This window comes from Endozoicomonas sp., from assembly GCF_051008435.1.
GTDB lineage: Bacteria > Pseudomonadota > Gammaproteobacteria > Pseudomonadales > Endozoicomonadaceae > Endozoicomonas_A.
In genome coordinates this window covers 1-13,748 of the sequence record NZ_JBPCXO010000100.1, presented here as the reverse complement: position 1 = coordinate 13,748, position 13,748 = coordinate 1, and the positions used below count along the sequence as shown (strand labels likewise).

The following is a 13,748-nucleotide window of genomic DNA, read 5'->3' as shown; positions in this document are numbered from 1 at the left end:
AGATTGATTCTGCCGAATGGCTGAAAACCATGAGTTGGAATAATCGCTTCTATCGAGCAGTCGGCAGGTTGGAGTCAATGAAGAGCTACGCTCGTGAGATGGGACAAAAGTGGGTGCAGGGGTTGTTCTCTTGTAGTCGTTTATATCCTATGAATGAATGCTGACTGTAAGTCTTTTTTGGGGCTATTTATATATCTCGATCTGTGAGTAGCGATTTAGCCTGTCTCTTCTTCTGCCTTGTCCTGGCAATCACCTTATCTTATGTTTTTCAGATTATATAGACCTGAGGTCAGAGGTCTTTCTAGCTGTATTCAGAAGAGATGAAATTTTATATGGGTGTCCTTAAATTCCTTTACCTTAATTCTTCCTTAAATTCTTCTCCAAATTCTACCTCATCTCAAGTTCTTGCCTATCGAGCTCAAAATATCCCCATAATTACTATACATAAAAAAGACAATAACCTATTTTAGGTATATCTGTTATTTTATTATATCTATACATAAATAATGATTATGTGATTTTTGTGTATATTTCGTTGAGGTTGCCGAATATGTTTGCGGGAAGAAAAAAAGAGATAAAACAACTACTTGATAGCTTTAGTCGAAGGAAGGGGACACTCAATGTTATCCGTGGTCGAAGACGAATTGGTAAGACCCGGTTGATTAAAGAGCTGCCAAATTTTGGTAAGAATATAACATTACGATACCTGACATCATCCCCGCCTGATGCAAAGGTTACTGATGCTGAAGAGCGGAGGCAGTACGCTGAGCAGGTAAAATCCCAGTTCGAGTTAACCTATATGCCTCCTCATTCATCGTGGAGGGAGCTGTTTGCCTTTATCAGTGACTTGTGTAATGAGAAAAAAACGATTTTAGCCATTGATGAAGTCAACTGGCTTGCCACCAGATCTCCTGGGTTTGTATCCGTTTTTTTTGAACTCTGGGAAAACCAGTTTACTCAAAAGAAAGAATTTATGATCATTTTGTCAGGCTCTTTGTCCTCATGGATTGAAGAGAATATCCTGATGAACAAAGGTTTTGTTGGGCGTGTTTCAGTTGCCATCACGCTCAAAGAATTGGCACTCAATGAATTACCAGAGTTTTTTGGTTCAAGAATCAGGAAAACTCCCACTATTGATCTGGTCAAAATGCTAAGTGCTTCTAAGTGCTTTAGGTGCGGTGCCAAGATATCTGGAGGAACTTGATCTTACGAGGGCTGCTGAGGTCAACCTATCTAAATTGGCTTTTGAAGAAAATGGTTTTTTATACGACGAATTTGAGAAAATGTTTTATGACCTGTTCTCCAGAGAGAATAAATTTTATCGAAATATTCTCAAAACCATTGGTCAGTCAAGACAGCTGTTAACTGCACGAGAACTGGCAGATAAAATGGGTTTAACTTATTCAGGTCGCTATACGAAGGCGATTGAAGTCCTTGAAGAGGTTGGTTTTATCAAGCGACAGAATACTTGGGATATATCAACCAGAAAGGTAGGTAAGAAGTATGTCTTGAGAATAACTGATAACTACACGGTTTTCTATTTCAGAGCTATATCTAAAATCAAGAATCAGGGGCTACCACAGAGCTCTTCCCCAAAACATCTGTCATCATTGCTGGGGTTGCAGTTCGAAAACCTGGCGTACAATAACATTGCTTTTATACTCGACAGGCTGCATATAAAGGTAAGGGATGTAACTTTTGCTGGACCCTATGTTCAGACAGCAACAGCAAGACGTCAGGGCTGTCAGGTGGACTTGTTGATACATGTCAGAAACAGAGTATACGTTTGCGTATGTAAGCTGCATTCAGGAGAGGTTGCCCACTCTGTTATAAATGATGTAAACGATAAAATTGCCAGGTTGCCAAAGGTAAGAGGTATTTCTTTTCATCCTGTCCTTATACATGCCAATACTGTCGCAGAGAGCATTTTGGAAGAGGATTACTTTGACGAAATAATTGATCTCGGGGAGGGGATATTTTCTTAGTGATAACAATTGCTTTGTATCCGGCCAAGCTAAAGGTTAATTTAGACTTCTTTAAATAATAAAAATAATCAATATGTTACGAGTTGTTCTGGCAGTTTGCGTGATTTATGGTCTCTGGAATTGGTGGAGTGAGCGTCCAGTACCTCATGGGCCTGGAGTTCTTGCGCCTGATGATCCGATTCAAACACAGCTCAGTGATTCTGAAGTGTTCAGTTATAAAGATTATCAGGTTCAACCTCTTGCTGATTTCAAGGTTCAGGCCAGAGTTCTGGGAACGGAATATTATTACGCAGGGAGAGAGGCTGACCTTTCCCCAATGGATCTTGCTCTGGGGTGGGGCAGTATGTCGGACTCCAGTGTCCTGGATCTGGTTGATATAAGCCAACGAAACCGGTTTTATTATTGGCGTGTTCAGCAGTTCCCGATTCCACGAGAGCAAATTGAAACCAGTAGTGCCAATATGCATATGATTCCTTCCAGTCCTGAAATTAAAGATTTGTTGTCGTCCTTGCGGGTTGGGCAGGTAGTGACGCTTAAAGGTCGGTTGGTAGAAGTCAGTGGGCAGGGAGGATGGCAATGGAAAAGCTCATTGAGTCGGGATGATACAGGTAAAGGGGCCTGCGAATTGCTTTGGGTTGAGTCGGTGGCAGTCCGTCTGGACTAAGTGTCTTGAAGGTGGATTTTTTCTGGTGTCTTGAATATGATTCTTGTGTCGTGTGTACACACTTTGATGTCAGATTGTAATCTGACCAGAAAAGATAAAAATAAGAAAGAGCAGGGAGCGTTATGAAAAGCAGTACCCGTCAAAAGGGATTTACGCTGATTGAAATCATGGTAGTCGTTGTCATTCTGGGCGTATTGGCGGCCATGGTAGCACCAAAAATTCTCAGCCGGCCGGATCAGGCCAAAGTTACTGTAGCTAGTTCAGATATTGAAACCATTGCTCAGGCTCTGGAACTTTTTCGATTGGATAATGGTTTTTACCCAACCACTGATCAAGGGTTAGAGGCGCTTTCATCGCGCCCAAGTCTTACGCCCGAAGCCAAAAACTGGAATCAGGAAGGTTATTTGAAAAAAACACCTCAGGATCCCTGGGGTAATGACTACATCTATCTTCAACCAGGCAATCATGGTCGTTTTGATCTTTATTCCATGGGTTCTGACGGTCGTGAAGGTGGGGATGAGTTGGCCAGAGATATCACTAACTGGGTAGAAGGCAGTTAACGTTTTATGTCGTTCACTCTGTTAGTGATCCTTCAGGGTTAAAGGTTAATGACTAAGGACGACTTTGAAGAACAAACTTTTAAGATTTCTTGTTTATCCATAAGGCGGGAGCCAGCGGTATGGATACCACAGCCAAAGCGTATGTAACCGAGTCATTGCCAGTAATACGGCGATTGCCGTTCCTGTTCGCCAAAAAGCATGGGTTGTTGCTGATTGTCGAAAACGAGGAACCTGTTGTTTGCTTTCAGGGTATTCCTTCTCTGGAAGTGTTGTCTGAAGTCAGAAGATTTGCCTGTTCAGATATCCGTTTTAAGCGGGTGACTGAGGAGCAGTTCAAGGAAGTGTTAGCTTCTACTTATCATGGCGACAGTTCTGAAGTATTGCAGGATGCAGCAGGCATCGGCGACCACCTGGACCTGACTGATCTTGCAGAAGCGATCCCGGCTACAGAAGATCTGCTTGAACAGAGTGACGATGCGCCTATTATTCGTTTGATCAATGCCTTGTTAACAGAAGCTGTCAAAGAGAATGCATCCGATATCCATGTAGAGTCTTTTGAAAACTATCTGGTAGTCAGAATTCGTATAGATGGTCTGCTAAAAGAAGTTCTGCGCCTGCAGCGAGGGTTGTCTTCCCTGCTGGTATCACGAATCAAAGTGATGTCCAGACTCGACATTGCTGAGAAAAGAATTCCTCAGGATGGTCGTATATCCCTGAAAGTGGCGGGTAAGGAGGTGGATGTCCGTGTGTCCACACTACCATCCAGTAATGGTGAAAGGGTCGTACTTCGATTACTTGACAAAGCGGCTGGCCGACTGGACCTGACCCATCTTGGTATGTCAGATCAGAATCTTGCCACTATTGAGCAGCTGCTTGCCAGACCTCATGGCATTCTTCTGGTGACCGGGCCCACTGGTTCAGGTAAAACCACTTCCCTATACGCCAGTTTGTCCAGACTGAACGAAACCCAGCGAAATATCCTCACGATTGAAGATCCAATTGAATACAACCTGGAGGGTATTGGTCAGACACAGGTCAACAGCAAGGTCGATATGACCTTTGCCAGGGGGCTTAGGGCTATTCTGCGACAGGATCCGGACGTGGTGATGGTGGGAGAAATCAGGGATGCTGAAACTGTAGAAATCAGCGTTCAGGCCAGTCTTACCGGCCATCTTGTGCTTTCAACGTTGCATACCAATACCGCAGTGGGAGCCCTTACCCGCCTTCAGGATATGGGGGTCGAACCATTCCTGTTGTCATCCAGTTTACTGGGAGTGGTATCCCAGAGGTTGGTGAGAAAGCTGTGTATACACTGTCGTGAAGAGCATTTAGTCACCAGTGAGGAATTGGAAAGACTGGGTGATCGATACAGTGCTAAAAAGAAAATTTTCAAAGCGAAAGGCTGTGATCAATGTAATTTTACAGGCTACCGTGGGCGTACTGGTATTTATGAGGTCGTCCAGGTTGATGAAGAGGTTCGCCGACTGATCCATTCTAATGCAGGAGAGCAAGTGATTACTGATTATGTACGTCGCTTCTCACCGGGTTTGCAAAGTGATGGGTTCAGAAAGGTGGTTGCGGGTGAGACTACCTTGGAAGAGGTGTTAAGGGTTACCAGGGAAGACTGATCATGGCAGCGTATGAATTTATTGCATTGGACCGCAATGGTCGCCAGGAAAAGGGAACCCGTGAAGCGGACAGTAGTCGCCAGGTCAGACAACAACTGAGAGAGCAGGGCTGGACGCCGTTGTCCGTTGATCCGGTGACTTCTCCCACCCCCGGTCGGAGTGATCAGGGTTTCTTGTCCGGTTTATCTTTACAGCGGGGGATGTCTGCTCTTGATCTGGCCACATTGACCCGCCAGTTGGCTACATTGATCCAGGCTTCAATGCCCGTGGAAGAAGCCCTGTTGGCAGTGGCTGAGCAGCAGGAAAAGAAATTTCTGAAAACTCGATTAATGGCGGTGCGATCCAGAGTGTTGGAGGGATATACCCTTGCCAGGAGTCTGGAAGCTTTTCCAGGAGCTTTTCCTGAAATGTATAGGGCAACGGTGGCCGCTGGGGAAAAGTCTGGCTTTCTTGACAGAGTGTTGAGCCAGTTAGCTGATTACACCGAAAACCGTATGAGCTCAATCCAGAAGGCTCGCCAAGCGCTGATATACCCAATGGTGCTGATTCTGGCTTCTCTGACTATTGTCAGTTTCCTGATGGGATTTGTGGTACCGGACATCATCAAGGTGTTTATGGATACCGGTCAGGAGCTCCCAGCGATCACGAGATTGCTCGTATCAGCCAGTGAGATTTTTCAGAGTTACTGGTCGGTAATGCTGGGTGCAGTCGCTCTGTCACTATTTCTGATCAGAAAAGTACTTCAAAAACCAGCTATACGACTTCGTTTTGATAAATATCTGCTAAAACTGCCGGTTGTGGGGCGTTACAGCAAAACACTAAGTTCCGCCCGTTTTGCCAGTACACTCAGTATTCTTACTCGCAGTGGCGTGCCTCTTGTGGATGCGTTGGTGATAGCAAGTCAGGTGGTCAGTAATCTTGCCATACGACAATCGGTAGATGGTGTTGCGCAATCAGTCAGTGAAGGCAGTAGTTTGTATAAAGCTCTGAAGAGTACGGGCCATTTTCCACCATTGATGTTGCACATGATTAATAGCGGTGAATCTACAGGCGAGTTGGATACCATGCTGGAGAGGACTGCACAGAGTCAGCAGATGGAGCTGGACAGCAGGACTGCGATCGTACTGGGCCTGTTTGAGCCTCTCATGCTGGTTGTGATGGGGGGCGTGGTCATGATGATTGTTATGGCTATATTGCTGCCGATTCTCAATATGAATCAGTTACTGGCCTGAAGGGGTTTTAGTAGAGGTTGGTTTGTGAGTGACGACAGGAAGTTAAAGGGATTTACGCTGGTTGAATTGCTGGTGGTCATCTTGATCATAGGTGTGTTACTCGGAGCGGTTACCTTAAGTAGTGGTGTGATTTCAGGTTCACCAGTCAGCGATCAATCTGCGCGTTTGCAGGCGCTGTTTGCCCAGATCCGTGATCGAGCACTGATTGAAAACAGGGAGTATGGTTTTTCTCTGGGCAGAGAAGGTCAATATCAGTGGTGGGTGTTGGAGGGTAGCAGACAGTGGCGGGTGTTGGATGAGTCTCCCTTTCAACCCTACTTACTGACAGACAGCATGGCTATGGAGTTGCAACCCGGCAAAAAAGGCTGGTTGTTACCTGATCAGAATGAAGACGAAGTTTATCCGGAGATTGTTGTGTTTTCGGACAGACAGATTACACCTTTCAGGCTTCAGTTGAAGCATCGTCAGGGGAAGGTGGTGACCTTGGGCACGGACGGTTTTTCAGATGTTACAGAGCAGATGTAAAGTAAAGGGATTTACGCTGATCGAAGTGATGGTCGCTTTGGCTATCTTTGCCACGGCTGCATCAATGCTGATGCTAACCGATGGTAATGCTGTTCGACAGACTCGCTATATACAGGACAAGGTGCTGGCAGCACAGGTCGCTGATTTTTATCTGAATAAGGTGCATGCTTCCCAGAGTTCTGATGAAAACAGGCTCTATAACGGCGTCAGGCAATATGCAGGGCGAACCTGGCGAATACAGTCATCTGCTGTGCAGGCGGGTCGAGATGGCTTCAGTAAAATAACAGTAAAAGTGTATTTGGGTCAGGAAGAACCGGCAAGTGATACGACGCCGGTTTACCAGCTTTCAACGTATTATCGGGGAGTGGCTGGATGAGCAGAGGATTTACACTGCTGGAATTAATGATTGCTGTTCTGTTGTTCTCTTTGATCAGTACGGCGGCTTTCAAGTTGTTTTCGTCAGTGAATATGGCTTATGAGAGCACCGGTTCTTCATTGCAAAGTCTGGCCCAGTTGCAGCGGTCTATGGTGATGCTGGAGCAGGACTTGTTGCAGATCACGGCAAGGCCGGTTCGTGATGAATACGGTGATTCTAAAGCGGCCGTTATGGTGCCTGGTTCTTCTGCACGACTGATCGAGTTTACCCGCTCTGGATGGAAGAATCCGGTCTATGAGCAAAGAAGTCGGTTGCAGAGGGTGGCTTATGCGCTGGAAGGGCAGCAACTGGTACGTTATTTCTGGTCAGTACTGGATCGTTCTCAGGTTAGCGAGCCTCTGCGACAGGTTATGTTTTCTGGTGTTGAATCCGTCAAAGTGCGTCTGCTGAATCGTCAGGAACGATGGGTTGAAAGCTGGAAGCCTGAAGATAAATCGGAACAGCCGATGGTTCGCTGGCAACGATTACCAGTGGCTGTTGAGTTGACACTGATCAGTAGTCAGTTTGGAGAAAGTCAGGTTTTGACGCCTTTGTCTTCGCCGGGTGAGTGGCCAGAGGAGCATTCTGGCTGATGACGTTAATGAGAAGACAAAAAGGCGTTGCTCTGCTCTATGTTCTGATGATTTTTGCAGTGATTACAGTCATGTCATCCAGAATGTTGTCAGACCTCTGGCTCCATACCAGTCAAAATACCAGTTATCTGGAAAGGGTGCAGGCAAAGCAATATGCTTTGGGAGCAGAACAGTATGCTGCTTTTCTACTTGAAGAAGATGCCAAAAGCGATAATGAGCAGGGTGACCTGTCTGATAATGAGTCAGAAGTCTGGAATATTAAACAGGTGGCGTATGAGGTAGAGCAGGGAGCGCTATCCATTAATGTTATTGATGCCAGTAGTAAGCTTAATTTGAATGGCTTGCTTCTGGATGAAAATAAACGACGGCAGTATGCAGAGGTTATCAAGAGGTTGCTCAGAAATCTTGAGCAGAAGCAGGATCTGGTAATGGCTATGGAAGACTGGCTGGATGACAATCAGGAGCCATTAGCTCAGGGGGCAGAAGATAATACTTACCTGATGGCTGCACCTGCCTACAGAGCGGCAGACACAGAGTTTGCGTCGGTATCAGAGCTGAGGCTGATCGATGGGGTCAGTCATGAAGTTTATCTGAAGCTTCTGCCTTATTTCACGGCATTGCCGGTCAACAATAGTGTGAACCTTAACACTGCTCCGGAAGAAGTGTTGCTGGCACTGAGTGATAATTTAACCGAAGAAGACGTTTTGGGTTTAATTAATTTGAGAGCGGATCAACGGCTGGCCAGTATGGAGGACCTTCATGTACTCACTGGTTTAAAAAATAAGTTGGGTGCACAAAAAGCTTTTCCTATGGCTTTTAACTCTCATTATTTTTTAGTGTATGCCCATGCTCAATATCGGGATACAGACTATTACCTGCAGAGCCTTCTCTATCGTAGTCCTGATGGCAAGGTATCTGTTTTGGAAAGGGAAGTGGGGCTCAATCCTGATTGGAAGTTAAAGGACGAAGAGGTGTAAATATGGAGTCTTGTCTACTGATTCGTCTACCTGATCAGACTGTTGGAATAAGTGAGAATACAGAGGTTTCTTGGCGGTATATTTCAGCAGAAGACGATGTGCCACCTGTGAAGGGAAACGAACTTCTGGTTCATTTAAGCGGGCATCTGTCTGAGTTGACGAAAACCAAGAAGGAGGGATGTAAAGTTGTAGTCTTTCTTCCAGACACGATGGTCAGTCACCAGCAAATTTCTGTCACTAAAAGTCAGATTAGGCATCTCGACAGGGCTCTGCCCTATCTGGTTGAAGAAGATAAAGCGGATGATATTGCTGATCTTCATCTGGCCAGTGTTGAGCAGTATGGGGAAGGGTTGCTAACAGTAGCTGCTATCACTCATTCTCAAATGCGTGACCTTCTGGAAGTTTTGCATGATGTTGACTTGTCTCCTGATCATATAGTGCCTGAATCTCAATTGATTCCGTCTTCTAATGAAAGCATCAGTCTGTATTTCTCCTCAGATCAAGCTTGGGCTGCCATGCCTGGGAGACCTGTTATTTCAGTGGGTTGTGAGACATTGGAACTTGTTATTGTTGACTGGTTAAAAGAAGCTTCTCTCAGAAATGAAGAGGGAGAGTCTTTAGCAATCAAAATATATAACGTTTCAGGTGACTTGCCAGTAACTCCCTCACTATTGTCGATATCTGCACAACTTGAGCAGGCAGGCTGGAGTGTACAAAATACAGATCTGGAGATTGAGGCCACTGACTTTTTGATAGGGTCATATAAGTCACGTTCAGCAGAAGTTCTTGATCTACTAACAGGGCCTTATTTTCCAGAAGGTCGCAAGCGAACCCTTGCCTCACGCTGGAAGCCTTATCTGCTGATGCTTTTTCTGGTTTATGTGGCTCATATAGGCATTATGTCGCTGGGTGGCTTTGTTTATGGCACGAAGGCAGGAGACTTCTGGCAGAAGAGTGCAGCTTATTATCTAGGCGTTTTCCCTAATGACAAACAGGTGGTTCGAGCCAGTGAGTCCAGTTGGGGAGGGGTTAATATCCGCAGTCGTTTAGAGAGTCGCTTAAAAGCTCCTGATCAGGGTGCAGACACATTGCCTCTGGTAGAACTGCTGCATCAGGTTTCGTCAACGATTGGTGGATTAAGTGAGCCTGGGCTTAAAACCATTGGATTTGATTACAACAGGGTCTCGGGACGATTGACCATGGAAATGCGTTCTGATGCATTAGCTGGAATGAATAAGTTCTTATCGTCCCTTAAAGAGGAAGGGTTTAATGCGCGAATGGAGAGCGCAGATAAGATAGAGGAAGAGGTCAGGGCAAGGGTGGTTATTACGATATGAAATTAGTCAGTTTCGTCCTTGGCAGGGTTACTTCCATAGATTTATTTCAAACTGGGCTCAAGAAGTATCAGCTATTGTCTGAAAAAGATCAGCGGGCATTGCTATTGCTGACAGGTTTTTTTGCGCTGTTTATTCTCTATTTTGTTATCTGGGCGCCCATAAGGGGGTGGAGTAACGACAGGGCTCTGGACTATTACGAGCAGAAAGAGGTACTTACGTGGGTTAGAGGTAATATTTCGCGTTCAAGTCATCAAGCAACGGTTCGAGTGCGTGAAGTGGATTCCGGGTCTTTATCGGCTCAAGTCTCAGAGGCAGCAAGAGAGTCTGCTATATCAGTGTCCAGAATGAGGCCAGATGAAAAAGGGTTAAGGGTATGGATTGATAAGGCTCCCTATCAGAATCTTATTCAGTGGATTTTGGAGCTTGAGCAGGGTCAGGAACTGATGATTGATCAGCTTCAGATCAATCAAACGGATAATCAGGGGCTGGTGAAAGCTTATCTGTTTATCAGTGTGTGATTATTCATACAGAGTATGAAAAAAGATCTGCTATAAAGTATGATCCGAGGCTTATTAATAATAAAAATGTCGTATAAGTCAGGGATGTATTATGAAGCAGGGTTTTAGTTATTTCTGCTCCACGCTCGGGGTAACTGTTTTAAGCTCAATCTTTTCTTTATCGCTATCCGCCTCCAGTCTTGATGATTTTAATAAGAAACCGTCAGAAAAAATGTGTCTTTTCGTTGAGGAAAGGCCCGATTACGCTGATTGTTTTCTGTCCGTTGACGATATTCAACTGAGTGATTATCAACTGGTTTCTCTTGATTCGGCGGTTAAGTCAGAAGACTTGCGGGAGTCTGTATTATCGATATCTGGAAGCATTCTGCCGATAAAGAGCTCTCTCAAAAGTGATAATCTCCTGATATTTGGACAGGGGATAGAACGAAGTGAAGAGATCAGGTTATGTCGTCTGATGAGGCAAAACGGATTTACTGTTTCTGTGTTACAGGAAGGTTCTCTTCCTCTCTACAGAAAACCTTCAATCAGGGTCTCTGAGCGCATTAAAATTACTCAGCCTGCCGTGATTTTGAAAGAGTTGATGAATGCTGATCCCATTCTTGTGCTGGTGGACCAGGTAATTCCTGATGAACTGGCAGCCTATTCGAGTTCTATTTTTCAGGTGAGCTCTTCTGACACTTTCTGGCAGGAGATGGCAAGCCTGCAAGCAATGAATAGTTTTGATGGGCTCAGACCCATTGTTCTGATTGATACTGATGAACGTTTTTCAGATTCATTACTGGCTCGTATCTCTGGAACTGATCTTGCTGGTATTTATCTTATGGATGGAAGGATTGATGACATTGTTTCAGTGATGGATCAAAGGTTGCTGATTGAGTTGTCGAAAAAAATGGACTTGAGCAGAAAGAGATGTAACTGATGAAAAAAGCAGCTTTATCGGCACTGTTTCTTATATTTGGTGTGGCAGTCTTGCTGGCAATATTTAAAAAAGCTTCTGATGATGAGCTGACTACTCCGCATTATCCTTTGAAAAAAACGCTTCGCTACAGCTTTGAAATTCAAAATACTTCAGTTGAAGTTTTTCGTGGCGGTTCTATTTGGGCCTATGCGCCAGTCTTGCAGACTTCGTTTCAGAAGGTTGATGGAGTCACTGTCTCAGGTGCTGAATTTGAAGTGGAAAAAGATCATTTAGGGAATCAGACTCTTAACCTGAAATTGCCTGCAATGGCACCCGGTGGTCGAAAAACGGTGACTGTTACTGTTTCTTTAGCTATGTCGGATGAAATACAGCCGCAGTCTGATAGTAGGAATATTGAGTTTCTTGGTTCAGAGCCCTTTATTGAAACAGATAGCCCAGAAATTAGGCAGTTTGCATTAGGTTTTTCTGAAAAATCACCATTAGAATTAGCGACAACTATAAAAACGACAGTTGGCAACCATATAGAATATTCAGGTTATGTCAGGGAAAACCTTGGAGCTCTTTACGCTTACAGAGAAAAACGCGGTGACTGCACTGAATATATGAGTCTGGCAACGGCGGTATTTCGTGTAAATAACGTGCCTGCAAGAGCAGTAGCAGGTTTTGTTGTTGAAGAGGGTTCCGCTTTACTGTCCTCCAGTGATTACCATAACTGGACAGAATTTTATGATGGCCAGGGTTGGCAGATACTGGATGCTCAGAATCAGATCCTGGCAGAAAAGCAGGACCAGTATATTGTGTTCAGGATACTGTCTGGCCAGGGGGATGAGCAGGATGCTCGCTTCAGTGAGCGTTTTATCTCTCCTCATGAGCAGCTAAGAATTAGACTGATTTAAACGAAAGGATTTGGAGAAAGTGGTGATGTTGTACAGGGTTGTATCGGGTGTAGCTTTGAGTGCTTTTCTGGCGGGGTGTGGTCAGGAAAGCTCTGAACCCAATGTCAGTTATGAAGGCAGTTACAGTGTGAACTTGCTGGTTTCCAATCCAGTTCCAGCAGATCTTGATCAGGCTGCTGTTTTTGTCAGCCTGCCAGCTACTGCCTTTGAACAGCACTCGATAAAAGTCGAGTCTCAAGGTGAATTGTTTTTACAGCAAGATCAAACTCGTGAAACCCAGGGGCGCATCAATCTTAAACCCATGTTACGTGGTGAGAAAAGGCTGCTTCAATATTCTGTGCAATTTGACCGGGATTATTATGAGTCTTTCAGCTATGAAAGTTGGTTGAATGAGCCTCTGGAACCCTTTTATCCCAATGCTTCCTTTCAAGCTGAAGAAGTTAGCGAGATAAATCTTCTGACATTGGAAGACAAGTTACCTTCTGATAATGATCTGGTTTCCAGCCTTCAAGAGCATCTGGATGACTTGCCAGAGTTTGAGCTGGATTCATTCAAATCAAATGCTGGCCTTGTCAGGCTATCTGCATTACACGATCAGTTGAGTTTACTGGGTCGAAAGTCTGTGCTTGTGTCTGGTATAGCCTGTTCTTCTGAAAATATATGTGAAGCAAATCGTCTTAGCTACGTTCTGGTTTTAGAGAATGATGAGTTTTATCCAACTATTGATGGTTATTTCCTGCCATTCAACTGGATTAAAGATACATCAGAGCTGGTTAGATCCGGGCAAACTCCTCAATTGACAGGCATGGGCGTTGAAGTAGTCCATCAGCCTTAATTTCAATAAATTTTTTACGCATGGGCAGGATGTATCCGTCTTCTTACCCATGTTTGAACGTTATACAAAAATAATAATTCAGGTTATCAGGGACGCAGCATGAGTGTGGCAGGGATTCAATCCATAAAGCAGTGGGCGATTGCAGCAGTAGGTACTCTTCTGGCAATGCCAGTAGTGGCCATGGAAGTAGAAACCCATGGAGGAACACTGAGCGCAGACACTGTGTGGAAAGCTGATGCTATCCATAAAGTCACCTCTACGATTACCGTGCCTTCCGGAATTACCCTCACAGTAGAGCCAGGAGCCATAGTTAAATTTAATTCTGGCCAGGCATTGAATGTTAATGGTGTTCTGGATGCTACAGGTACTGAAGAGAATAATATTATTTTCACCAGTTATCGGGATGATATTGGTGGGGATACGAATGGTGATGGGCCTTCTGTTGGTCAGCCTGGGGATTGGTATAGAGTCTACTTTGGCGATTCGGTAGTTGATAATTTCACGAAACTGGAGCATTCCAGAATTCGTTTTGGTGGTAGTCAGTATTCAGGGCGCCAGAATGAAAGTGTGTATCTGGATCGAGCCAATATTACGATCAGCAACAGTGAAATTGTCGATGGGTTTTGGAATGGACTGTATATATACAACTCACACCCTTTAGTTG

At 44.7% G+C, this 13,748-nt stretch carries 15 protein-coding genes and 1 pseudogene; all 16 read left to right on the top strand.

The genetic code is table 11. The features are described from left to right. Positions 1 to 550: 550 nt before the first annotated feature. Positions 551 to 1,204 carry an AAA family ATPase gene (locus ACR2PX_RS04505; protein WP_433998171.1) on the top strand — a complete coding sequence of 218 codons (654 nt, stop codon included), beginning with the start codon at positions 551 to 553 and terminating at the stop codon, positions 1,202 to 1,204. Next, the gene (locus ACR2PX_RS04500; RefSeq protein WP_433998170.1) at positions 1,155 to 1,985 is read left to right on the top strand and encodes a hypothetical protein; all 831 of its coding nucleotides are present in this window, start codon (positions 1,155 to 1,157) and stop codon (positions 1,983 to 1,985) included. Before ACR2PX_RS04505 ends, ACR2PX_RS04500 begins: the two co-directional genes overlap by 50 nt. Before the next feature lie 73 nt (positions 1,986 to 2,058). Continuing rightward, positions 2,059 to 2,649: a hypothetical protein gene (locus ACR2PX_RS04495; protein WP_433998169.1), complete on the top strand. Its 591-nt coding sequence runs from the start codon at positions 2,059 to 2,061 to the stop codon at positions 2,647 to 2,649. A 122-nt stretch (positions 2,650 to 2,771) separates the two neighbouring features. Next, positions 2,772 to 3,209 (top strand): type II secretion system major pseudopilin GspG, encoded by a 438-nt coding sequence (gspG, locus tag ACR2PX_RS04490; RefSeq protein ID WP_433998168.1) that lies wholly within the window; start codon positions 2,772 to 2,774, stop codon positions 3,207 to 3,209. 119 nt (positions 3,210 to 3,328) lie between these two features. Continuing rightward, complete coding sequence (gene gspE, locus ACR2PX_RS04485; RefSeq protein ID WP_433998167.1) at positions 3,329 to 4,837, top strand: type II secretion system ATPase GspE; 1,509 nt, start codon at positions 3,329 to 3,331, stop codon at positions 4,835 to 4,837. Between the two features lie 2 nt (positions 4,838 to 4,839). Beyond that, positions 4,840 to 6,069: a type II secretion system inner membrane protein GspF gene (gspF, locus tag ACR2PX_RS04480; protein WP_433998166.1), complete on the top strand. Its 1,230-nt coding sequence runs from the start codon at positions 4,840 to 4,842 to the stop codon at positions 6,067 to 6,069. A 24-nt stretch (positions 6,070 to 6,093) separates the two neighbouring features. Then, entirely contained in the window at positions 6,094 to 6,594 is a 501-nt protein-coding gene (gene gspH / locus ACR2PX_RS04475) for a type II secretion system minor pseudopilin GspH (protein WP_433998165.1), read from the top strand. Beyond that, positions 6,575 to 6,970: a type II secretion system minor pseudopilin GspI gene (gspI, locus tag ACR2PX_RS04470; RefSeq protein WP_433998164.1), complete on the top strand. Its 396-nt coding sequence runs from the start codon at positions 6,575 to 6,577 to the stop codon at positions 6,968 to 6,970. The genes gspH and gspI overlap by 20 nt, the downstream gene beginning before the upstream one ends. Then, positions 6,967 to 7,602: a type II secretion system minor pseudopilin GspJ gene (gspJ, locus tag ACR2PX_RS04465; protein ID WP_433998163.1), complete on the top strand. Its 636-nt coding sequence runs from the start codon at positions 6,967 to 6,969 to the stop codon at positions 7,600 to 7,602. The genes gspI and gspJ overlap by 4 nt, the downstream gene beginning before the upstream one ends. Next, complete coding sequence (gene gspK / locus ACR2PX_RS04460; RefSeq protein WP_433998162.1) at positions 7,602 to 8,579, top strand: type II secretion system minor pseudopilin GspK; 978 nt, start codon at positions 7,602 to 7,604, stop codon at positions 8,577 to 8,579. Before gspJ ends, gspK begins: the two co-directional genes overlap by 1 nt. Positions 8,580 to 8,581: 2 nt before the next feature. Next, the gene (gene gspL / locus ACR2PX_RS04455) at positions 8,582 to 9,916 is read left to right on the top strand and encodes a type II secretion system protein GspL (protein WP_433998161.1); all 1,335 of its coding nucleotides are present in this window, start codon (positions 8,582 to 8,584) and stop codon (positions 9,914 to 9,916) included. Continuing rightward, positions 9,913 to 10,434, top strand: coding sequence for a type II secretion system protein GspM (gspM, locus tag ACR2PX_RS04450; protein WP_433998160.1), 522 nt, complete (start codon positions 9,913 to 9,915; stop codon positions 10,432 to 10,434). Before gspL ends, gspM begins: the two co-directional genes overlap by 4 nt. Before the next feature lie 91 nt (positions 10,435 to 10,525). Beyond that, complete coding sequence (locus ACR2PX_RS04445) at positions 10,526 to 11,353, top strand: hypothetical protein (RefSeq protein ID WP_433998159.1); 828 nt, start codon at positions 10,526 to 10,528, stop codon at positions 11,351 to 11,353. Next, positions 11,353 to 12,249 (top strand): transglutaminase-like domain-containing protein, encoded by an 897-nt coding sequence (locus ACR2PX_RS04440; protein ID WP_433998158.1) that lies wholly within the window; start codon positions 11,353 to 11,355, stop codon positions 12,247 to 12,249. Before ACR2PX_RS04445 ends, ACR2PX_RS04440 begins: the two co-directional genes overlap by 1 nt. 25 nt (positions 12,250 to 12,274) lie before the next feature. Next, positions 12,275 to 13,084: a hypothetical protein gene (locus ACR2PX_RS04435; protein WP_433998157.1), complete on the top strand. Its 810-nt coding sequence runs from the start codon at positions 12,275 to 12,277 to the stop codon at positions 13,082 to 13,084. A gap of 99 nt (positions 13,085 to 13,183) precedes the next feature. Further along, positions 13,184 to 13,748 (top strand): annotated as a pseudogene (locus ACR2PX_RS04430) (hypothetical protein); the annotation flags it as partial.